Source organism: Actinomadura sp. NPDC000929 (assembly GCF_040492065.1).
GTDB lineage: Bacteria > Actinomycetota > Actinomycetes > Streptosporangiales > Streptosporangiaceae > Spirillospora > Spirillospora verrucosospora.
In genome coordinates this window covers 24,596-45,044 of sequence record NZ_JBEUPA010000039.1, presented here as the reverse complement: position 1 = coordinate 45,044, position 20,449 = coordinate 24,596, and the positions used below count along the sequence as shown (strand labels likewise).

Here is a 20,449-nt window from a genome sequence, read left to right as displayed (position 1 = left end):
GGGAACGCGCCGTTGGGGGCCGGAACCGTTCGTTCCTACGGTCGCACTGCCGGAGTCGCCGCTGCTGGGAGGTCACATGATCGGCTCGATGAGGGTGCTGAGTTTCTCGCACTTCGTGCAGGGGCCCGCGGCCTCGCAGTACCTGGCCGACCTCGGCGCCGACGTCGTCAAGGTCGAGCCGCCCGCCGGGTCGTGGGAGCGCAGGGTCGGCAGCGCGGGAATCAGGGTCGCCGGGCAGAGCGTGACGTTCCTCGCGGTCAACCGGAACAAGCGGTCGATCGCCATCGACCTCAAGCACCCGGACGCCCGCACCGTGCTGCGGCCGCTCATCGAGCGGGCCGATGTGCTGCTGGAGAACTACCGGGGCGGCGCCCTGGAGCGGCTCGGCCTCGGGTACGAGGCGGTGCGCGCGATCAAGCCGGACATCATCTACGCCTCGGCCAGCGGCTGGGGCTCCCGCGGCCCGATGGCCGGGCGGCCCGGGGTGGACCTGCTCGTGCAGGCGCGTACCGGGCTGGTGGACGTCACCGGCGACCGGCCCACCGCGGCCGGCGCGCCCGTCGTGGACCAGCACGGCGCGGCGCTGCTCGCGATGGGCGTGCTGGCCGCCTACGCGCGCAGGCTCACCACCGGTGAGGGCACGCGGGTCGAATCCAGCCTGCTCGGCGCGGGGCTCGACCTGCAGGCGGAGGCGCTCGCGCTGTACCGCTCCGGACGCAGAACGCGGGCGGACGTCCGCCGCCCCGCCGAACTGGCCTGCTGGTCGATCGACGCCCCCTACGGGGTGTACCGGCTCCTGGACGCGTCGATGGTGATCGCTCTGAGCGGGTCGGAGGACGACCTCGGCGACGCGCTCGGCTCCCCCGCGCTGACCGGCTACGACCAGGATGCCAGGCGTTCGCGGCGGGAGGAGTACACGGCGGCGGTGGCAGAGGTGCTCGCCGGGATGACCTACGCGGAGGCGGCCTCCCGACTGGAGCCGCGCGGGTTCTGGTTCGAGCGGGTGGCCGGTTACGACGACGTGCTCGCCGACCCCCAGGTGGCCGCCGAAGGGCTGCTCGCCGAGTTCCCGGTGGGCGAGGAGCGGGCGACCGTACTGCGGCACCCGGTCCGCTACGACGGCGAGTTGCCCGGCCTGCGCACGGCGCCTCCCGAACTCGGCGCGGACACCGGGGACGTGCTGCGCGCGGCCGGCTTCTCCGCGGACGAGGTGGACGCCTTCCTGGCGGCGGGCGTCGTGTTCGCCCCCGGAGGCGAGAAGTGAGCGGGCGCGCCCTGATCTGCACTCGTCTCGGCGGCCCGGAGGAGCTCGAGGTGGCCGACGTGCCGGAGCCCGCCCCCGGGCCGGGCGAGGTCGTGGTCGTGGTCAGCCACGTCGGGCTGAACTTCCATGACACGCTGATCATCGCGGGCACGCACGTGGTGAGGCCGGAGCCGCCGTTCTCCCCCGGCAGCGAGTACGCGGGGACGGTGGTGGCCGTCGGCGACGGAGTCACGTCCGTGGGGGCCGGCGACCGCGTGGCGGGCAACGAGGAGTACGGATGCGCCCGCGACACGGTACTGGTCCGGGCGGACCGGGTCACCGTGCTGCCCGAGCACGTCACCGACCGGCAGGCGGCGGCGATCCTGGTGGCCTACTCGACCGCCTACCACGCACTCGTCCAGCGGGCGGGGCTGCGCGCGGGCGAGACGCTCGCCGTGCTCGGCGCCGCGGGCGGGGTCGGCTCGGCCGCCGTGGACGTGGGGAACCTGCTCGGCGCCCGGGTGATCGCGGGCGCCTCCACGCCGGAGCGGGCGGAGTCGGCCCGCCGGTACGGCGCGCACGAGGTCTTCTCCTACGGGGGCACCGGCGAGGCCGGCGCAGCCGGGACCGGTGACGCCAAGGCCGCGATCAAGGAGCTGACCGGCGGTGCGGGAGCGGACGTGGTGTTCGATCCGGTGGGCGGCGCGGTCGCGGAGTCGGCGGTGCGCGCCGTCGCCTGGGGCGGCCGGTACCTCGTGGTCGGGTTCGCCTCTGGCGGCATCCCGCGAGTCGGGCTGAACATCCCGCTGGTCAAGGGCTCCTCGGTGGTCGGGGTGTTCTGGGGCGAGTTCGTGCGGCGGGAACGCGAGGCCCACGAGCGGAACCTGCGCCAGATCTTCGACTGGGCCGCGGCCGGACGGTTGCGCCACCACGTTCACGACGTGCTCCCGCTCGACCAGGGGCCGCGTGCCCTGCGTGAGTTGGCCAACGGCCGCGTCCGGGGCAAGCTGCTGCTGCGGGCCGGCGGTCCAGGGGGATGACGACCGCCGTCCGGCCGGCGCGCGGGACGAGGACGGCGCTGGCGGCGCTGCTCTGCGGCACCATGCTCGCCCCCCTCAACTCCTCGATGGTCGCGGTGGCGCTCGCACCCATCCAGCGCGACCTGGGCCGGCCGCTGGCCACGACGACGTGGGTCGTCACCGTCTTCTACCTGACCGCGTGCGTGTGCCAGCCGGTGCTCGGCCGGGTGGCGGACCGCGTCGGCCCGCGCAGGCTGTTCTCGGCCGGGCTGCTGGTGGCGGCGCTCGCCTCCGCGGGGGCGGCCATGGCCGCGTCGCTGCCGCTGCTCGTGCTGTGCCGGTCTCTGCAGGCCGCCGGCGTGTCGGCCGCGTTCCCGTGCGCGATGGTCGTCATCCGCCGGCATGGCGGCGCGGCGCGGCTGTCCGCCGTCGCGACGGTCAACACGACCGCGGGGGCCGTCGGCCCGGTGCTCGGCGGGCTTCTGGTCTCGTGGGCCGGATGGCGGGCCGTCTTCTGGGTCAACCTGCCGATCATGCTGGGGGCGCTGGCCCTGGCGTGGCGCGCGATCGGCCCCGACGAGCACCTGATCGGCTCCGGTGAGCGGCGGGCCGCGCCGGGGGTCCTGGTCCGCGCGCTCGATCCGGTGGGGATCGCCCTCTTCGCGGCGGCGGTGGTCGGGCTGCTGCATCTGATGCTCACCGTCCCGGGGGTCTCGGTTCCGGGCGCGGTCGCGGCGGTCGTCGCCGGGACCGGGTTCCTGTGGTGGGAACGACGCGCCGCCGCACCGTTCGTGGACGTCCGCGCGCTCGGCGCGGCACGCGGGCTGGTGCCGGTGCTCGGCACGTTCGTGCTGTTCAACCTGGCCTACTACGGCGCGTTCTACGGGCTGCCGCCGTGGTTGCAGACCGCGCTCGGGTTCGACGCGGCGCGGGCCGGGCTGCTGATCATGCCGATCGCGGCCACGAGCGTCCTGGCGACCGTTCTGGGCGGGCCCGTCATGCGGCGGGTCGGCGTCGGGCGGTCCCTGCTGGCAGGGGGCGGGCTCCTGCTCGCCGGCGTCGCCGCGATCACCACGTTCGGTACGTCGACGCCCGTGTGGGCCATCGTCCTCGACGGTGTGGTGCTCGGGGTGCCGTACGGACTGTGCAACCTCGGCCTGCAGAGGCTGATGTTCGAGCGCGCACCCGCCGGAATGGCCGGGGTCGTCGGCGGCGTGTTCCAGTCCGCCCGCTATGTCGGCGCGATCCTCGCGGTCGGACTGGTCGGCGCGTTCGCCCCCGGCGACCCCGGCGCGCCCACCGACCCGCGGGCGCTCGCGGTGGCCATGACCGCCGTCGCGGCGGTCGTGATCGCCGTACTCGTTCGTGACCTGCGGAGATACCGAAACGATGAGGTACCATCATGAACCGGACGGCCGATTCCACGATGACCGGGTCCGTGATTCTCGCCATGACCGCGCCTCGAGATGCCCGCAAACCCGGCCGCACAGTGTCCAGCCGGGTCTTCGCTCTGCTCGACGCGTTCTCACCGGAACGGCCGGCGCTCCGCCTCATCGAGCTGACCGCCATCACCGGGCTGCCGGTCTCGACGGTGCACCGCATCGCGGCCGAGCTGGTCGAGCTGGGGGCGCTGAAGAAGGACCGCGACGGGGTCTACCGGATCGGGCTGCGCATGTGGGAGCTGGGCTCCCTGTGCCCGCAGCCGCGCACGCTGCGCGACGTGTCGCTGCCGTTCATGCACGACCTCAACGAGACCACGGCGGAGAACGTCCACCTCGCCGTACTGGACGGCGACGAGGTCCTCTACGTCGAGCGCGTGTGGGGACGACGCTCGGTCGGCGTGGTCAGCCGCGTCGGCGGGCGCTCACCGCTGCACGCCACGGGGGTAGGCAAGATCCTTCTGGCCCACGCGCCGCGTGAGCTCCAGCAGGCCGTGCTCGCGGCCGGGCTGAGGAGGTACACGCCCCACACGATCGTCATGCCCGGCCTGCTGATGCGGTCGCTCCAGGAGGTCCGTGCGACCGGCATCGCCCGGTGCGCGGAGGAGCTGTCGCCGGGCACCGTGTCCGTCGCGGTCCCCATCCACGGGCCTGACCGCCGTGTCGTGGCCGCGCTCTCCGTCGTCTCCCACACCGTCGTCCATTCCCGGTCCCTGGCGGCGGTGGAGCCCGCGTTGCGGCTGGCGGCGAGGTCGATCTCCCGCGAGCTGGCCAACGGCTACGCGGGCGGGCCGGAGTCCGGCGACCCGCCCGGCACCGTCACTCCGTTCCGGTCAGCAGCCGAGTAGCCGTCCCCGCCCGGACGTTCACGGCGTCCCCGGGCGCGAGCCCGAGCGCCGCGACCGTGCCGAGCGGGTCGGTGTCGGCGAGTTCGAACGGGTAGTCCGTGCCGACGAGTACATGGTCCGCACCGAAGTCCTCGACGAGCCGCAGCAGCAGCGGGGTGGAGAAGGTCGCGGTGTCGTAGTAGAGGCGGCGCAGGTAGTCGCTCGGCGGGCGGGGCGTGGTGCGGGCGACCGGCTTGCGCGACCAGCCGAGGTCCAGCCTGCCGAGCAGGGACGGCAGGCATCCGCCGCCGTGCGCCAGGCACAACTTCAGGTCGTGCCGTTCCAGGACGCCGCCGAGAACGAGCCGCGAGACGGCGAGCGCGGTCTCCATCGGGAATCCCGCGAGCTGGGGCAGCCAGTAGTCGGCGAGCCGTGAGCCGCCAGGGACGCTGTTGGGGTGCAGGAAGACGAATGCCCGGCGGTCCGCGAGGAGCTCCCACAGCGGCTCGTGCACGGGATCGTCCAGCTCCGCGCCGAGGCCACGGGTGCCGATGGCGATGCCCGCGCACCCCAGCTCGTCCAGGCAGCGGCGGGCCTCGTCCGGCGCGGCCGGCGTGCCGAGCGGCACGTATCCGAGCGGGTCGAGCACCCCGCGGTGCCCGGCGAGGAGGTTGGCGAGCGCGTCGTTGCCATGGCGGACCACGGCGAGAACGTCCTTCTCGTCGGTGGCGTCGGCGCACGTCACGAACGGGGGTATCGACACGAGCTGGCGGGTGACGCCCGTACGGCGCATGTCCTCCAACCGCCTGGCGACCTCGTACTGAGCGGGGGGCAGCGGAATCGGCGCGCCCGCCGGTATCCCGGACACCAGGGGCTCGATCCTGACCACACCGTCGGCGAGGCCGGACAGGTCGGCGAGGCCGCGGCCGGAAAGCCAGGTCAGCAACGGCAGCGGCAGGGCATGGGCGTGCACGTCGATCACCGGCCCCGCCGGCGGCGGAATGTCGCTCATCCGGCCACCCCGGCGAGCCGGGCCCGGTCGAGCCGCCCCATGACGTCGCGAAGCAACCGCTCCACGGGGACGACCTCGTCGACCGTGACGGGCGCGTCGCGAAGCGCGTCGCGCACGGCTTCCTCCACCGAGCCCCCCGGCGTGACACCCTCGACGAGAACGGCGACGCTCGCCGGGCCGGTCGGGGCGACCGCCACCGGATGCCCAATGCGCTGCGACACGACGGCCTCCAGGTCGCTCGGGCATAGGTAGGCGTCCGCGATCCGCAGCGCGTCATGGACGCGGTTGACGTAGTGAAGGCGGCCGTCGGCGTCGCGCCGGCAGACATCGCCGGTGCGCAGCCACCCGTTCTCGACCGGTGTGCCCGAGGGGAAGGCGTAGGCGTGCGCGGTGGTCGCGCCCCGCACCCACAACTCCCCCGCCTGCCCCGCCGGGAGGTCGCGGCCGCCGGGAGTGCAGACGCGGACCTCGGTCCCGGGGAACGGCATGCCGAGTGAGGAGCGCGAGCGCGGGTCCAGGTGGTCGGCGGGGCAGGTCCACGCGATCGTCTTGGGCACCTCGACCTGGCCGAAGACCCCGCACAGAACCTCGCCGAACAGCGCGTGCGCGCGGCCGATCTCCTCGTCGGTGAGCGAAGCCCCGCTGTAGACCACCAGTGCCATGGACGACCAGTCCTGCCCGGCAGCGTCCGGATGGGCCAGGAGAGCGCGCAACGCGGGCGGCATGGCCATCAGCACGGTCGGATCGTGCGCCGCCGCTGCGTCCAGAAGCGCGTCAGGGCCGGAACGCTCCGAGATGATGAACGTTCCGCCCAGCATCAGCGTCGGCAGCACCATGTTGCCGAAGCCGCCGGACACCGACTCCGCGCACAGCACGCGCGGCCGCGCCGGCCACGGCAGGGTGTCGCGCAGCGCGGTCGCCACCGCGCCGAGAGCGCCGCCGGAAAGCTCGACGCCCTTGACCGGCCCGGTGGTGCCGGAGGTGAACGCCAGCCGCACCACCACACTCGCGGGCGCTTCCGCGATGTTTCCGGTCTCCCGTGCAACGGCCCCGGACTCCCGCAGGACCGTCAGGTCACGATCGGTCAGCGCGCGCACCTCCGGACGGGCTCGTAGCCACGCGTCCAGATCCGGATCGCCCGGCTCGGCGAGCACGGCATCCGGGGCGACCAGGCGCAGCCTTTCAGCCAGCGCGGGGCCGCGCAGGCCACCCGGCGGCAGCGCGGCCGAGCGGTGTCCCGCCACGTAGCAGGAGGCGTTCACCAGCCACTGCAGCGGATCGTTCGGCCGGATCTGCAGCACCGTGTCTCCCGGCCGCAGGCCGGCCTCGGCCAGCGTTTCCACCACGCCCAGGACCAGTCGCTCAGCCTCGCGATAGGTCAGCTCGGCGCTCCCCTGCCGGAACGCGACGCGGTCGGGCCACGCGCGCAGCGCGTCGAGCACCAGCCCGCCGATCGCCGTCACAGCCGCTCGTCCGGCATGACCGTGCCGCAGGACTTGCAGGTCCGCGCGGCGACGTCGCCATAGAACCGCTGGTAGGCGCCCGCCACCGGATCGGTGCGGTAGTCGCTCACGTGCACGGCCTCCTCATGCAGGAACTCATCGCAGTTCGGACAGAACCAGTGGAAGCGGTCCAGCTCGCCCGGCCGCCGCAGCCGTTCGATGACCAGCACGAAAGCGTCCGGGGCGAACCGGGGCGAATGGGCGATGCCGGTGGGCGTGAAAATGGTCCCGCCCTCGGGGATCACCGCGATGTCCGAGCCGCCCTCCGGCTTGCGGTAGTGCAGGTCCATGGAGCCCCGCACCATGAACATCACCTCGTCGCTCGGGTTGAGGTGGAACTCGCTGCGGTATTCGCGACCACGGGCGAGGAAGGCGAGCGACTCGCTCTCCTGCCACAGCACCTTGACCCGCCTGCCGCTCTCCCGCAGCTCGTCCGCCGCCTTCCGCAGTTCGACGATGGGCATCTGGCTGGGGTGCATGGTTGCCTCCTGGTGTGCTGCTCAGTCGAGCAGACCGGTGTCGTGCACGATCTGGCCGTCGACGACGGTCATCAGGACCTCGGTGGCGCGGAGCCGGTCGTCGGGCGCGGTGAGCGGGTCGGCATCGAGCACGGTCAGGTCGGCGAACGCGCCCGCGTCGAGTCGGCCCTTCACCTCCTGCTCGCCGGTGTGCGCGGCGCCGGACGTGGTGTAGAGGCGCAGAGCCTCCGACCGGGTGACCCCCTGCGCGCCGCCCACGACGTCACCGGCCGCGTCGCGCCTGGTCGTCATGGCGTAGATGTTCTGGAACGGGTCGAGGGCGTTGATCGGATAGTCGGTGCCGGCCGAGACGCCGTCGAGGCCGAGGCCGTCCACGAGGTCGCGCAGGGGGACGGCGGCCTCGGTGCGGGCGCCACCGAGGTGGCCGGCGATGGCCGCCCGGTTCCGCCACAGGAACGGCATCTGGGCGGCCACCTGGACACCCAGCGTGCGGGCGCGGGCAATCTGGTCGGGCCGGATCAGACTCGCGTGAATGAGCACGTCCGGCAGAAGGCGCCGGTTCCGGGTCGCGGCATAGACATCGAGGGCGACATCGATCGCGGCATCGCCCACCACGTGCGTTCCGACCGGCCAGCCCGCACGGTGCGCCGCGCCGACCAGCCCGGCCAATCGGTCCCGGTCGGTGACCATCTCCCCGTGGTAACCGGGACGGGTGAGGTACGGCTCGCGCATGGCCGCCGTTCCGAGCGTCATACCACCGTCCACCTGCAGCTTTATACCGCGTGTGACATAGTGCCCGCCGATGGGCGCGGGCGGGCCGCAGGCCACGAGCGCCTCCCAGTCCGCGAGCGGCACCGACGGGTTGAGCTCGCCGGTCGGCGTGACCATCGCGGCCACGCGGACGGTGGAGCGTCCGTCCTTGATCAGCCCGCGCACCGCCTCGACGTCCCCCGGCGGCAGCGCGCCCGCCACCACCGATGTGATGCCGCTCCGGTTGAGCACCCTCATGGCCGTGGTGAGCTGGGCGGCGCGCTCCTCCCGGGTCCATTCGGGGATCACCCGCGCGACGGCGTGCATGGCGCCCTCGACCAGCCTGCCGTCATGCCCGTCCGGGCGGATGCCGGCCCTTTCCAGCGCGGCGGTGCTGGCCGTCGCGGCGTGGCCCTCCGGCAGGTACACCGGCCGTCCGCCCGCCGCGCGGTCCAGCTCGCGCCGGTCGGGACCCCGGCCTTCGGCGAGCTGGAGCGCCGGGTTCCACGGCTGCCCCTGCACCCATGCGCCGGGCTCGCGGGTGGCGGCCAGCGCGGCGATCCGGTCCAGTGCCGCGTCGAGCGTGCGGACGCCCGCGAACGACACGGTGTGCCCGTCCATACCCGCGTTCTCGAAGTGGCAGTGCGAGTCGTTCAGCCCGGGGACGACGGCGCGGCCCGCGAGCCGCACCACCCTGGTGGACGGGCCGGCCAGGCGTGCGACGTCGGCGTCCGAACCGACCGCGGACACCCGGCCACCGGTCACCGCCACCGCCTCGGCGACCGTGCCGCGCGCGTCCAGCGTGTGCACCCGACCGCCGAGGAGGACCAGGTCGGTCATGACCCGCTCACGGCGGCGACGCATTCGACCTCGACCTGCACGCCGGTGCGGTGCGGGGTCGCGATGACCGTCGTCCGCGCGGGAAAGTGCGGGTTGCCCTCGAAGAATTCGCGGTAGACGGCGTTGAACACCGGGAAGTTCTCCACATCGCGCACGAAGCAGGTGCACTTGAGGATGGTCTCCCGGCTGCCGCCAGCCGCCTCGACGACCGCGAGCAGGTTGGCGAGCGTCTGCCTGGCCTGCTCGGCGAAGTCGTCGGAGACGATGGTGCGGGTCTCCGGGTCCAGCGGCCCGGTGCCCGAACAGTAGATGGTGCCGCCGTGCACGATCGCCTGGGAAAGCGGCGCGGCCGTCCCCGTGGAGAAGCCCACGGTGGGCGCGTTCCGGGTGCTGACGGCCTGGATGTCGGTCATTGTCTGCTCCTTGCGGGTCGGACGTGCCGGCGCGATGCGACTACGTTCCGTCACGAGATCTCCATGATGACGGCCTTGGGCTCGGTGAAGAACTCCCGGCTGTACGTTCCGCCCTCTCGGCCGACGCCGGAGTCCTTGGCGCCGCCGAAGGGGGCACGGAGGTCCCGGACGAAGAAGCAGTTCGCCCAGACGGTGCCGACCCGCAGCGCGCGTGCGACGCGGTGTGCGCGGGACAGGTCCTGGGTGAAGAGCATGGCGTTCAGGCCGTACGGCGTGTCGTTGGCCGCCGCCACCGCCTCCGCCTCGTCGTCGAACGGGAGCACGACCGCGACCGGTCCGAAGATCTCCTCCTGGGTGACCCGGTCGCGCTGCCCGGCACCGACCACCACCGTCGGCCGCACGGCCCATCCCTCCCCGACACCGCCGGTGTGCAGCCGCGCGCCGGCCGCGGTCGCGATGTCGAGGTAACCCGCCACCTTCGTGAAGTGTTCCCGCGAGGACAGCGGGCCGATCTGCGTCGCCGGGTCCTTGGGGTCGCCGAGCACGAGCTCGTCGGCCGCGGCGGTGAACCTGGCCAGGAACTCGTCGTAGACCTCGCGCTGCACGTACAGCCGGCTGCCCGCCAGGCAGACCTGCCCGCTGTTGCGGAACACCGCCTGGATGGACCAGCGGACCGCCTGCTCAATGTCCGCGTCGGCGAAGACGATGTTCGCGCCCTTGCCGCCCAGTTCCAGGCTCACCGGCGTCAGGTTGGCCGCAGCGGCCTTGGAGATCAGCCGGCCGGTGGCCGACTCCCCGGTGAAGGTGATCCGGTCGACCAGCGGCGACTCGGTCAGCGCCTGGCCCACCGAGTCCGGCCCGAACCCGTGGACGACGTTGAGCACGCCGGGCGGCAGTCCCGCCTCGATCGCCAGCCGGGCCAGGATGGTGGCCGAGGCGGGCGACTGCTCGGCGGGCTTGAGCACGACCGTGTTGCCCCACGCCAGCGCGGGTGCCACCTTCCAGCTCGCCATCATCAGCGGGAAGTTCCACGGCGCGATGGCCGCCACGACGCCCGCGGGGTCGTACTGGGTGTAGGCGTGGTGTCCGGCCGGCATGGGGAACGTCTCAGCAGGGGTGATCTGGGCGTGGTCGGCGAAGAACCGGAAGTTCTGTGCGGCTCGGGGGACGTCGTGGCCCGCGGTCTGGGTGATCGGTTTGCCCATGTCCGCGGTGTCGGCGGCCGCCAACTCGTCGGCGTGCTTCTCCAGCAGGTCGGCGAGGCGGCGCAGGGTCGCGCCGCGCTCGGCGAAGCTCATCCGCGGCCACGGGCCCTCGTCGAAGGCCGACCGCGCGGACCGCACGGCGCGCCCCGCCTCGTCGGCCGAGCCGAGCGCCACCGTGGCCCATGGCCTCCGCGTCCACGGGTCCACGGACTCGAACGCCGTCCCGTCGGCCGAGGCGACCTCTTCGCCCCCGATGACGTGCCCGAACGATTCCACCGCTGGTCCTCCTCTTCCTCGCTGTGCGTAAACTCTCGGCGTGCGACCAGCGCACGATCAACGGGCGGTTTCCACTCGGCGGGAAACACGGCGGAAACGCCGTCAGCGCCCGCGCACCGCGCGCGACCACTCGGCCCACCGCCGCCGGAACTCCGGCGAGCGCACCGCCCGGATCTGCTCGGCGATCTCCCGTTCGACCGACTCCGCGAACCCGCCGGCGGCCGCCGCCGCGATCAGGTGCTTGGTGGCCCGCGCCGCCTCGGGCGGCGCCGCGGCGAGCTGCTCGGCGCGGCCGAGTGCCTGCGCGAGGGGATCGGCCACGACCACGTCGAGCAGGCCGATCCGGACGGCCTCCTCCGCCGCGACCTTGCGTCCCGACACCGCCAGCTCCGTGGCCCGCGCCGCACCGACGGCCCGCGCCAGCAGCCACGAGACGCCGAAGTCGGGCACCAGCGCCATCTTGATGAAGGTGCTGGCGAACACCGCGCCGCACGACCCGATCCGCAGATCGCAGGCGAGGGCGAGGGCCATTCCGGCGCCGACGGCCGGACCGTCCACCACGGCGACGGTCGGCGCACGGAAGTCCAGCAGCAGTTCGGCGATGGAGAACTCGCGGGTCATGCGCTCCCGCGCCTCCTGCGGCGTCTCGTTCCCCAGATCGCCGATCGCGTCCAGGTCGCCGCCCGCGCAGAACGCACCGCCGCGCCCGGTCACCACCAGAGCCCGTACGGCGGCGTCGCCGTCCAACCCGGTCAGCACTCCGGGCAGCCCGTCGAGCAGCGCACGGTCCAGTGCGTTGCGGCGGTGCGGCCGGTCCAGTTCCAGCAGCGCGATCCCCTCGGCGGGGAAGGTGACCCGCAGTCCACGTACGTCCATGGCCCAAAGCCGACCGGAGGCGGGCCTCGGCCACCAGCAACGGTTCTCATTGAGCGGAAGCCCGCAGGTGGCCGGGCACCGTGCCACCACGCATGATCGGAGCTCATGACGTCGCGTGCACACCGGGTGCACATCGAGGTTCGGGAGGAAGACTGGTGAACGGGCAGCTGCGCGGCAAGACGGCGATCGTCACAGGGGCGGCGTCGGGCATCGGACGCGCGACCGCCGCGCTGTTCGCCGCCCGCGGTGCGGCGGTGCTAGCCGTGGACCGCGACGAGGAGGGCCTGCTGGAGCTGCGGGACGAGGTGGCGGCGGCGGGTGACGAGGTGGCCGTGCTGGCCGTCGACCTCACCGCCGCAGGCGCGGCGGAACGGGTCTTCGACGAGTGCGCCCAGGCCGTCGGCGCGCCTGACATGCTGGCCAACATCGCCGGCAAGGCCGGGGACCGGCCGGCGGCCGACACCACGGACGAGGACTTCGAGTTCTTCCTGCGGACCAACCTCGGCACGACGTTCGCGCTCAGCCGCCGCGCGGTGATCGCGTTCGGCGACGCGGGCGGGACGATCGTCAACACGTCGTCGACGTTCGCGCTGACCGGGGTCGCCGGGTCCGCGCCGTACTCGGCGGCCAAGGGCGCGGTCTCCAGCCTCACCCGCCAGATGGCGGCCGAGTACGGCCGGCGCGGCATCCGGGTCAACGCGGTGGCGCCGGGCCTGATCGAGACCCCGGCGACCCGCGCGAAGGTGGCCGCGGGCGTCTTCGACGACCTGGTCACCCGGTCGCGCCCCCTGGCGAGGGTCGGGCAGCCGATCGACGTCGCGCGGGTCATCGCGTTCCTGGCATCCGACGAGGCGGCGTTCGTCACCGGCCTCACCATCCCGGTGGACGGGGGTTGGAGCAGCACGCACTTCCGGGGCTGACCGAGACGTGGAAAGGCCGGGGCCGACATCGGCCCCGGCCTTCCGTGTTCCTACGAGCGCGCCCTGCGCTCCGCGATCGTCTCGCCGGCCGCGGCCCAGTGAGTGGGCGGCAGCTCGCGTACCAGGATCCGCACCGACTCGGCCGGCACCCCGAGGCTGTCCACGACCGCGTCGTGGACGGCCGAGATCATCTCGCGCACCTCGGACTCGGTGCGGCCCGTCAGCAGCGAGACATCGATGATCGGCATGAGAACTCCCTTCCGGAGGGCCGGCGGTCAGCTGCCCTGGCTTACGACGGGCTCCTCAGGGGCCGCCTCGTCGTCGGGGGCCGTGTCACCGTCCAGGCGGACCTCGGCGAGGTCCACGCCCTTGGTCTCCGGCAGGGCGAACACCAAGATCAGCAGCCCCAGCGCGATGGCGCCCACCGGATACCAAAGGGCGGTGGTGGTGCTGCCCAGCTCGGCCCCGATCGCGACCATCGTCGCCGGCAGGAGCCCGCCGAACACGCCGACGCCGAGCTGGTAGGGGATCGAGAGCGCGGTGGCCCGGATACGGGTCGGGAAGACCTCGGCCATGGCCGTCGCGGCCGGCCCTTGTGCCATCTGCGCGAACGCGACCAGCGCCAGCAGGAGCAGCCCGACGCCGATGACGCGCCCGCCGAAGACGTCGCCGATGCCGCTGATCTTGATCGTGTCGCTCGATCCCCCGACCGGGTACCCGGCCGTCCTGAGCGCCGCCAGCAGGTCCTCGCTCATCCGAGGACCGCCGGACACTTCTGTGCCGTTCACCAGGACCTTGGTGGGGCCGGCGGTGTCCTGCCGGTCGAAGGTGACAGAGTCGGTCTGGAGCGTGTTCCGCGCCCGGTCGCAGTCGGAGGTGAAGGTGGCGGTGCCCGCGGGGTTGAACTGGAAGGAGCACTCGGCCGGGTCGGCCTGGATGGTGACCGACACGTTCTTCTGCGCGCGGGCCAGATCCGGATTCGTGGTCGAGACGATGGCGCCGGTCACCGGGAACGCGAGCAGCGCGGCCAGCCCGAGCCCGATGAACAGCACCGGCCGCCGTCCGATCCGGTCGGCGACCCAGCAGGCGAGCACGCACAGGAAGAACCCGATCAGCATGACCACCATGAAGATCGCGTTGACCGTGAACGAGTCGGCCTTGAGGTAGGTCTTCATCGTGGTCACCATGTACACGGTGGACAGGTAGCCGATGAACGACTGCGTCGCGGCCATCACGAACACGATCGCCATCATGCGCACCCGCGCCCGCGAGCCGAACGCCTCGCGCAGCGGCGCCTTGCTCAGGGCGCCGCCTTCCTTCATCCGCAGGAACAGCGGGCTCTCGTTCAGCTTGGTGCGGATCCACACCGAGAGCGCGAGCGGGAAGACGGAGATGAGGAACGGCACCCGCCAGCCCCACTCCTCGAAGGCGGCCGCGCCCACGATGGCCTGCACCAGCAGCTGCACGCCCAGCGAGAGGCTGAAGGCGAGCGCCGTGGTGCCGGTCAGCCAGCCGAGGAAGAACCCGCGCTGCCGCGGCGGGGCGTACTCCGACACGTAGGTGACCGCGGCGCCGAACTCACCGCTGACCGCCATTCCCTGCAGGATGCGGCAGGTCACCAGAAGGATCGGTGCCAGGATGCCGATCTCGTCCGCGGTGGGCAGCAGACCGACGGCGACCGTCGAGACGCCCATCAGCACGAGCGTGATCAGGAACACGATCTTGCGGCCGACCCGGTCGGTGATCCGCGCGAACACCAGCGCGCCGATCGGCCGGACGACGAACCCGGCGGCGAAGGTCAGCAGCGCGAACACGGTCTGCGCCGCCGAGCCGTAGTCGCTGAAGAACTTGCTGCCGATCACGGGTACGAGCGCGCCGTACAGGAAGAAGTCGTACCACTCGAACGCCGTGCCGACGGCCGACGCGCCGACGACCTTGAGTTCCTGTCTGTTCATCGACGGTTTCCTCCAGCCTGGAAGGGTTTCCCCACCTCGGAGCCCTGCGGCGGGTTGGAGAGAACGTAGGACCGGCAGTGACGGAAGCCACCACCCGGTTTCCGGTATGCGGGAATGCCGAATGGAAGTCGTGCTCGCCCCGGTCCACGGTTGGCCACCATGACGGCGAACACATGGACGGTCGATCGGGCCGTAGAAGCGCTGCGCGCGGCGGAGACGGACCGTACCGCGCGCCATCCCCTCACTGAGGACTGGCCGGGCTTGGACCTCGAGACCGCCTACCAGGTGCAGTCGGGACTGGTGGCGGCCAGGGTCGCCGCGGGCGAGAGGATCGTCGGTGTAAAGCTCGGCCTCACCTCGCTCGCCAAGCAGCGGCGGATGGGCGTGTCCGCGCCGCTGACCGGCTGGCTCACCGACGGCATGCTGCTCGAACCCGGAGCACCCGTGCCGGTCGGACGGCTCATACACCCGCGGGTGGAGCCCGAGATCGTCTTCGCTCTCGGGCGCCGGCTGGAGGGCCCCGGGGTCACACCGTCCTCGGCGATGGCGGCGGTGCGGAGCGTGTCCGCGGGCCTGGAAGTGATCGACAGCCGTTACCGCGACTTCCGGTTCACCCTCCCCGACGTGGTCGCCGACAACGCATCGTCCGCCCTCTTCGTCCTGGGGGACAAGGAAGTGGAGCCCACCGACCTGGACCTCGCCCTCGAAACCTGCGTACTCAGCGTGGGGAGCACAGTGGTCGACACCGCGACAGGCGCGGCCGTCCAGGGCCACCCGGCACGGGCACTCGCGCTCGCCGCCAACTCCCTCGCCGAGCGAGGACTGGCCCTGGAAGAGGGCTGGATCGTCCTCACCGGCGGGATGACCGACGCCGTCCCCCTGGAACCGGATCGCCCGGTCACCGCCGAGTTCACCCACCTCGGCGTGGTGACCGTGTCCTGCGGCGAAGCTCGCCCCATGTGATCGCCTACGGGCCTGGTCAACGCCGACTGCTGCCATTCATGCACGACCCCGACTCCTGGACGACCCGCCTCCGGCCGGGTCGTCAGGTGAGGAAGAGGGGGTTGGGAGCCGGCGCAGAAGTGGAGGACGTAGTCGTCCAGCATCCGCTGAACCTGGCGCGGACGAAGCTCGGTGCGACCGCGTTGGAGCGGACTCCGATCGGGGCCAGTTCCAGGGCCAGGGACCTGGTGAGGCCGACCAGGCCGGCCTTCGAAGCGGCTTAGCCGGGATGGCCGCCCCCGAGCCAGGTGCGGGACCCGATGTTGACCAGCGAGCCCGAGCGCCGCCACGGCAGCAGGCCGAGCCCGCAGGCGACCAGCAGCCCCCGCGGCCCGCCGCATGCCCCGCGCCGGGCGCGGCTCCTCCACCTCTTCGTAGCACGGGATCATCTCGGCGCTGGCCCCTTCTTCATCGCACGACGCCAGTTGACGCATCCCCTTCCCCCGCTCCCCGTCGGCTGTCCCCTTCACGTACTCCAGCCTCCGGCGTGCACTGGGGCGCCGTCAGTCACGCCGGGTTCCGACCTGGGCTGGAGCAAAGTACACCCCCGAAGCGGGCGGCAGCGTCATGGCATGGGGACGGCCTGCGGCTTTACCGTTTGGCGCATGCAACTCACGACGTGGCTGCGGCTGGTGCTGGGCCGGCCGTTCCGCGGGACGGGACACCGGACCGCGCTCGTCGCCGCCGGCCTGCCGCTCCACCTCGCCGTGGTGCCACTGTGGCTCTGGCTGGCCGGCGCGATGGCGGGGGCGCCGGCCGTGATCGCGCTGCCCGTGCTGCTCACGCTCGTGGTGACACCCCTGCTGACCGCCGGGCAGCGGCGGCGCTACCGGGCGCTCGTCGGCGAGGACCTCCCGCGCCCCGCCGCACCCGGGCCCGGACGCAACTGGAGGTCGGCGGTACGCCGGCTGACCACGCGGGCCCTGTGGCGGCAGGTCTGCTACCACGCCGTCGCGGGGCCGCTGCTGGCCGTCCTGGACCTCGCCGTCCTCGCCGTCTGGGCCGCCGCTCTCGTGGCCGCCTCCCTCTACGTGTGGATCTGGGCGCTGCCCCCGCAATGGCGGATCACCGACCTCGGGTACACCACGCAGGCCGCGTACATCACCGCCGGCGGCCTCGCCCTTCTGTTCCTCGGGCCCCGGCTGACCAGCGCTCTGGTGCGGCTGGACACCCGGGCGGCCGAGGTCCTGCTCGGCCCCAGCCGCACGGAGAAGCTGACCCGCCGGGTCGCCGACCTCGCCGAGAGCCGGGCCGGTGTGCTCGACGCCGCCGACGCTGAGCGGCGGCGGATCGAGCGCGACCTGCACGACGGCGCGCAGCAGCGCCTCGTCTCACTCGCCGTCAACCTGGGGCTGGCCAGGGCCACCCTCGGCGACCTGCCGGCCGATGCCCGCAAGGTGATCGACGAGGCGCACCGCGAAGCGAAGGAGGCGATCGCCGAACTGAACAACCTGGTGCGCGGCCTGCATCCGGCCGTCCTTGAGGATCGCGGTCTCGACGCCGCGCTGTCCGGGATCGCCGCCCGCCTCCCGATCCCGGTGCGCGTGGCGGTGGACCTGCCGCGGCGCCCCTCACCCACGGTCGAGGCCGTCGCGTACTTCGTGGTCTCCGAAGCCCTGACGAACGTGGTCAAACACGCCCAGGCGACCCGGGCGGATGTGACCGTGGAGCGGATCGGGGAGACACTGTTGGTGGTCGTCGCGGACGACGGCGCGGGCGGCGCGGATCTCGCAGCGGCCGGCGGCGGCACCGGGCACGCCGGGCTCGCCAAGCGCGTCGCGTCCGTCGACGGCATGTTCTCCTGCCACAGCCCCGCCGGGGGCCCGACCGTCATCACCGTGGAGCTGCCGTGCGCGCCGTGATCGCCGAGGATTCCCTCTTGCTGCGCATCGGCGTGGTCAAGGTGCTGGAATCGGCCGGCTTCGAGATGTGCGCGCAGGTCACCGACGCGGAAGGGCTGCTGGCGGCCGTCGAGGAGCACCGTCCCGACATCGCCGTGGTCGACGTGCGCATGCCGCCCGGCTTCACCGACGAGGGAGTACGTGCCGCGCTGGTGATCCGCCGCCAGTATCCGCGTACCGCCGTGCTCCTGCTGTCGCAGTACGTGGAGGAGCGGTACGCCGCCGATCTGCTCGCCGCCAACACCTCGGGCGTCGGCTATCTGCTCAAGCAACGGGTCGCCGACGTCGAGGAGTTCGCCGAGGCGGTACGCCGGGTGGCGGCCGGCGGCACCGCGCTCGACCCGCAGGTCGTCGCGCAGCTGCTGGTGCGCCGGCACAGCGATCCGCTCGACCGGCTGACACCGCGCGAGCGGGAGGTGCTGGAGCTGATGGCGGGCGGCCGGTCCAACTCCGGCGTCGCGGCCGAGCTGGTGGTGAGCGAGAGCGCCGTCGCCAAGCACATCAACAGCATCTTCACCAAGCTCGACCTGCCCAAGGCCGACGCCGACCACCGCCGCGTCCTGGCGGTGTTGCGCTTCCTGGGCCTTGCGACCGCATAGTACGCGGCCCTTCCCGTATGCCGAGTCGACATCGGCGCTGATCGCCATTTGGCGGGGAATGCGGCACCTTCGGACAGTCGCTCTCCACCGGGCTTTGCCGCGCTGGGAGTCGAAGGCGGTGGCCGTCATGCGCAGGGCCAATGGCATGGGTGGGGCTCGCGCTGGTCGGTCGGCTGTTGTCCGGAGCAGGTGCGATGTCAGGGCGGTCGTCGCGTCAGCGCCTTCGTCCCGGTTCGGCGGTGCGGGGGTGGGGAGTCGGCCGGAGCCGGGAGCGGCCGAGGCCGCCTGCGAGCTGCGCTTTCGGGCGGCGAGAAGGCGCTGCTCGGTTGGGTCCGCGCTCGTGGCGGCGCTGCCCAGCATGCCGGTGGCTTCGGCCAGCGCGGTGCGAGCGGCGGTGAGGTGGGTGGCGATCCGGCTTCGGGCGAAGTCGGCGTTGGCACGCGGGTTGGCGTAGGCCAAGGTGAATTGAGAGCCAGCCACTCTGCTGGTCGGTGACTCCGGCACCGGCAAGTCCCACAAGCTGATCGCGCTGGGTACTGAGGCGGCGATGAAGGGCTACCGCGTCCGCCACACCTTCGCCACGAAACTGCTGAACGAGCCGAGGGCGTGTCGCTGGTTGGCCGGACGGGCTGCTGGCCGGGATCACCAAGACCATGCTGCAGGTCGCCCTGGTAGCCGAGATGACCAGCACCTTGGCTGTGAGCGCGGAGCGAACGCCCGGGCGGGGCGTCAACCACCGCCACGGCAGCTCGCCCAAGACGGTGCCGACCGAGGTCGAGCCGGTGCGGATCGAGGTGCCGCAAGACCGGGCGGGTGAGTTCAAGCCGCAGATCGTGCTCAAGCACGCGCCGTGTGGCGGAGTTCAACGAGTCGATCACCGCGCTGTATCTCGATCAAGCACAGCCAGCGGAAGCGATGCGGGCGGAGAACGCCGACTCCGAGCGGGCCGACAAGCTTCTCAAGGCAGCCCGTGCGGCTTTCACCGCCGGCCTCGACCGGGCCCGGACGACGCACTCGAGATGATCGGCCGCCCGCGTGAGCGCTTCGGGAATCTGCGAAGCGTAGGGATTGACTCCCCGGCTGGCTCCCGAGACTACGAAGCGGTCATCGGAACACACGAGATCAGGCCAGGCGCAACGCTCTGACCTGCGGAAACATGGGTGGGCGATACTGGGTTCGAACCAGTGGCCTCTTCGGTGTGAAGCAAAGCAGGCAAGTCGATCTAGGTCGAACGGGGAGCCTCTCACCTGCACGAACGCCCTGACCACGTCGTCGTAAGTCGATGGGAGCCTGATCGCGGTGGCTCCCGAAACTGGCTCCCCTGGCTCCATGGCTGCAGGAAAGGGCCCGTGCTCTTCCGCAAGCCGCCACCCCCGGAGACACGTGACCCACGGTGACCCCCTACCCGTAGGCTGAGCGAGCCGAAGCCCATCATGGTCCGTGGTCGAGAAGCATCCGCGGAAGGTCGGCGGGGTCGACGCCCGCCCGTTCCAGGAGCTCCCGCGCCGCCGCAGGCGTCCGCCCGAGGGCACCGGCCCGGCGACGAGACCGGCCCTGGGCGGCGCCTCGCCGCCGATCAGCCGTGACTCCGGTATGGCCGACGGCGGGACGCGGGACACCCGCCATCCCGGCCACATGGCGCAGGAACCGGCGACGGCGAGGTGGGGCCGCCGCCAGGCGATGAAGGTCCACCGGCCGTCCGCGACGGCGTGCACGACGACGGTCTCCAGGTGCCGTCCGAGGAGGGTGGTGACGCGGGCCGCGACCGGGACCGGGTTGCTGAACCTCCCGGTGACCCGGTGGATCCCGTGGTCGGATTTCAGCGTCAGTTCCTCCTCGGCGACTTCGGCGGCGATGAGGGCCACCGGATCGTCCGAGTGCGCCAGGTCGAGTAGCCGTTCCCGTCCGGAGCGGCTCAGCACGTGCGCGTGCGCCAGCCTGGGCGGGATGAGCAGCTCCGCGGCAATGTCGGTCTCCACCTCCGCGACCCGCTCCTTGACCGCCCGCCAGGTGCGAGCCGCGAGCAGGTCATGGGGAGCACCGCCTGTGAGGGAAGCCTCGCTGAGCAGCAGTCCCATGCAGACCGCGGTGACCGCCTTCACGTGCTGGATGGCCTCGTTGCGGCATGATATCGACGAGTTTCAGTAACGCTCTGAGGTGGCGGAGACCGGCGAGCGGCGAGCCCGCGGTG

At 72.5% G+C, this 20,449-nt stretch carries 18 protein-coding genes and 3 pseudogenes; 10 read left to right on the top strand and 11 right to left on the bottom strand.

All coding sequences use genetic code 11. The features are described from left to right. The first annotated feature begins 88 nt into the window (after positions 1-88). The 4 genes from ABWI04_RS16910 to ABWI04_RS16895 are packed head-to-tail and all read left to right on the top strand — an operon-like array spanning position 89 to position 4,549. Positions 89-1,264, top strand: a complete 1,176-nt coding sequence (locus tag ABWI04_RS16910) for a CaiB/BaiF CoA transferase family protein (RefSeq protein ID WP_353832980.1) — start codon at positions 89-91, stop codon at positions 1,262-1,264. Beyond that, complete coding sequence (locus tag ABWI04_RS16905) at positions 1,261-2,283, top strand: NADPH:quinone oxidoreductase family protein (protein WP_353832979.1); 1,023 nt, start codon at positions 1,261-1,263, stop codon at positions 2,281-2,283. Before ABWI04_RS16910 ends, ABWI04_RS16905 begins: the two co-directional genes overlap by 4 nt. Then, a complete protein-coding gene (locus tag ABWI04_RS16900) occupies positions 2,280-3,668 on the top strand; it encodes an MFS transporter (RefSeq protein ID WP_353832978.1) in 1,389 nt (462 codons plus the stop codon). Before ABWI04_RS16905 ends, ABWI04_RS16900 begins: the two co-directional genes overlap by 4 nt. A 44-nt stretch (positions 3,669-3,712) precedes the next feature. Then, on the top strand, positions 3,713-4,549 hold the full coding sequence (locus ABWI04_RS16895) for an IclR family transcriptional regulator (RefSeq protein ID WP_353832977.1): 837 nt from the start codon (positions 3,713-3,715) through the stop codon (positions 4,547-4,549). On the opposite strand, the gene ABWI04_RS16890 is transcribed toward ABWI04_RS16895, so the two are convergent. The 7 genes from ABWI04_RS16890 to ABWI04_RS16860 form a co-directional block, all read right to left on the bottom strand. Then, complete coding sequence (locus tag ABWI04_RS16890) at positions 4,521-5,540, bottom strand: amidohydrolase family protein (protein ID WP_353832976.1); 1,020 nt, start codon at positions 5,538-5,540, stop codon at positions 4,521-4,523. The genes ABWI04_RS16895 and ABWI04_RS16890 overlap by 29 nt on opposite strands. Then, positions 5,537-7,003: a class I adenylate-forming enzyme family protein gene (locus tag ABWI04_RS16885; RefSeq protein ID WP_353832975.1), complete on the bottom strand. Its 1,467-nt coding sequence runs from the start codon at positions 7,001-7,003 to the stop codon at positions 5,537-5,539. The genes ABWI04_RS16890 and ABWI04_RS16885 overlap by 4 nt, the downstream gene beginning before the upstream one ends. Next, entirely contained in the window at positions 7,000-7,521 is a 522-nt protein-coding gene (locus tag ABWI04_RS16880) for a 3-hydroxyanthranilate 3,4-dioxygenase (protein WP_353832974.1), read from the bottom strand. The genes ABWI04_RS16885 and ABWI04_RS16880 overlap by 4 nt, the downstream gene beginning before the upstream one ends. Positions 7,522-7,542: 21 nt before the next feature. Next, positions 7,543-9,111 (bottom strand): amidohydrolase, encoded by a 1,569-nt coding sequence (locus tag ABWI04_RS16875; RefSeq protein WP_353832973.1) that lies wholly within the window; start codon positions 9,109-9,111, stop codon positions 7,543-7,545. After that, on the bottom strand, positions 9,108-9,524 hold the full coding sequence (locus ABWI04_RS16870) for a RidA family protein (protein WP_353832972.1): 417 nt from the start codon (positions 9,522-9,524) through the stop codon (positions 9,108-9,110). The genes ABWI04_RS16875 and ABWI04_RS16870 overlap by 4 nt, the downstream gene beginning before the upstream one ends. 50 nt (positions 9,525-9,574) lie before the next feature. Beyond that, positions 9,575-11,005 (bottom strand): aldehyde dehydrogenase, encoded by a 1,431-nt coding sequence (locus ABWI04_RS16865; RefSeq protein ID WP_353832971.1) that lies wholly within the window; start codon positions 11,003-11,005, stop codon positions 9,575-9,577. A 102-nt stretch (positions 11,006-11,107) separates the two neighbouring features. Then, positions 11,108-11,881: an enoyl-CoA hydratase/isomerase family protein gene (locus ABWI04_RS16860; protein WP_353832970.1), complete on the bottom strand. Its 774-nt coding sequence runs from the start codon at positions 11,879-11,881 to the stop codon at positions 11,108-11,110. 155 nt (positions 11,882-12,036) lie between these two features. On the opposite strand from ABWI04_RS16860, the gene ABWI04_RS16855 reads away from it, so the two are divergent. Beyond that, positions 12,037-12,801 carry an SDR family NAD(P)-dependent oxidoreductase gene (locus tag ABWI04_RS16855; protein WP_353832969.1) on the top strand — a complete coding sequence of 255 codons (765 nt, stop codon included), beginning with the start codon at positions 12,037-12,039 and terminating at the stop codon, positions 12,799-12,801. 50 nt (positions 12,802-12,851) lie between these two features. On the opposite strand, the gene ABWI04_RS16850 is transcribed toward ABWI04_RS16855, so the two are convergent. Both ABWI04_RS16850 and ABWI04_RS16845 read right to left on the bottom strand, forming a co-directional pair. Next, entirely contained in the window at positions 12,852-13,049 is a 198-nt protein-coding gene (locus tag ABWI04_RS16850) for a tautomerase family protein (protein ID WP_353832968.1), read from the bottom strand. Positions 13,050-13,076: 27 nt separating this feature from the next. Further along, complete coding sequence (locus ABWI04_RS16845) at positions 13,077-14,756, bottom strand: MFS transporter (RefSeq protein WP_353832967.1); 1,680 nt, start codon at positions 14,754-14,756, stop codon at positions 13,077-13,079. Between the two features lie 261 nt (positions 14,757-15,017). On the opposite strand from ABWI04_RS16845, the gene ABWI04_RS16840 reads away from it, so the two are divergent. Continuing rightward, positions 15,018-15,719 (top strand): 2-keto-4-pentenoate hydratase, encoded by a 702-nt coding sequence (locus ABWI04_RS16840; protein WP_353832966.1) that lies wholly within the window; start codon positions 15,018-15,020, stop codon positions 15,717-15,719. 82 nt (positions 15,720-15,801) lie between these two features. Here ABWI04_RS16840 and ABWI04_RS16835 read toward each other — a convergent pair. Then, positions 15,802-15,966 (bottom strand): annotated as a pseudogene (locus tag ABWI04_RS16835) (SDR family oxidoreductase); the annotation flags it as partial. Positions 15,967-16,363: 397 nt separating this feature from the next. Between ABWI04_RS16835 and ABWI04_RS16830 the strand changes: the two are divergent. The 4 genes and pseudogenes from ABWI04_RS16830 to ABWI04_RS16815 all read left to right on the top strand — a co-directional run. Then, positions 16,364-17,620 (top strand): sensor histidine kinase, encoded by a 1,257-nt coding sequence (locus ABWI04_RS16830; RefSeq protein WP_353832965.1) that lies wholly within the window; start codon positions 16,364-16,366, stop codon positions 17,618-17,620. After that, on the top strand, positions 17,608-18,258 hold the full coding sequence (locus tag ABWI04_RS16825; RefSeq protein ID WP_345174174.1) for a response regulator transcription factor: 651 nt from the start codon (positions 17,608-17,610) through the stop codon (positions 18,256-18,258). Before ABWI04_RS16830 ends, ABWI04_RS16825 begins: the two co-directional genes overlap by 13 nt. Before the next feature lie 481 nt (positions 18,259-18,739). Then, positions 18,740-18,802, top strand: a pseudogene (locus tag ABWI04_RS42815) (hypothetical protein); the annotation flags it as partial. Between the two features lie 109 nt (positions 18,803-18,911). Beyond that, positions 18,912-19,040: pseudogene (locus tag ABWI04_RS16815) on the top strand (hypothetical protein); the annotation flags it as partial. Positions 19,041-19,151: 111 nt separating this feature from the next. Here ABWI04_RS16815 and ABWI04_RS16810 read toward each other — a convergent pair. Further along, positions 19,152-20,336 carry a hypothetical protein gene (locus ABWI04_RS16810; RefSeq protein WP_353832964.1) on the bottom strand — a complete coding sequence of 395 codons (1,185 nt, stop codon included), beginning with the start codon at positions 20,334-20,336 and terminating at the stop codon, positions 19,152-19,154. Between the last annotated feature and the right edge of the window lie 113 nt (positions 20,337-20,449).

Bases quoted from the DNA above. Each gene is read 5' to 3' on its own strand.
- ABWI04_RS16895 (WP_353832977.1), top strand. From the start codon at position 3,713: ATGACCGCGCCTCGAGATGCCCGCAAACCCGGCCGCACAGTGTCCAGC.
- ABWI04_RS16845 (WP_353832967.1), bottom strand. From the start codon at position 14,756: ATGAACAGACAGGAACTCAAGGTCGTCGGCGCGTCGGCCGTCGGCACG.
- ABWI04_RS16910 (WP_353832980.1), top strand. From the start codon at position 89: ATGAGGGTGCTGAGTTTCTCGCACTTCGTGCAGGGGCCCGCGGCCTCG.
- ABWI04_RS16875 (WP_353832973.1), bottom strand. From the start codon at position 9,111: ATGACCGACCTGGTCCTCCTCGGCGGTCGGGTGCACACGCTGGACGCG.
- ABWI04_RS16810 (WP_353832964.1), bottom strand. From the start codon at position 20,336: ATGGGACTGCTGCTCAGCGAGGCTTCCCTCACAGGCGGTGCTCCCCAT.
- ABWI04_RS16860 (WP_353832970.1), bottom strand. From the start codon at position 11,881: ATGGACGTACGTGGACTGCGGGTCACCTTCCCCGCCGAGGGGATCGCG.
- ABWI04_RS16870 (WP_353832972.1), bottom strand. From the start codon at position 9,524: ATGACCGACATCCAGGCCGTCAGCACCCGGAACGCGCCCACCGTGGGC.
- ABWI04_RS16890 (WP_353832976.1), bottom strand. From the start codon at position 5,540: ATGAGCGACATTCCGCCGCCGGCGGGGCCGGTGATCGACGTGCACGCC.
- ABWI04_RS16830 (WP_353832965.1), top strand. From the start codon at position 16,364: ATGCAACTCACGACGTGGCTGCGGCTGGTGCTGGGCCGGCCGTTCCGC.
- ABWI04_RS16850 (WP_353832968.1), bottom strand. From the start codon at position 13,049: ATGCCGATCATCGATGTCTCGCTGCTGACGGGCCGCACCGAGTCCGAG.
- ABWI04_RS16900 (WP_353832978.1), top strand. From the start codon at position 2,280: ATGACGACCGCCGTCCGGCCGGCGCGCGGGACGAGGACGGCGCTGGCG.
- ABWI04_RS16880 (WP_353832974.1), bottom strand. From the start codon at position 7,521: ATGCACCCCAGCCAGATGCCCATCGTCGAACTGCGGAAGGCGGCGGAC.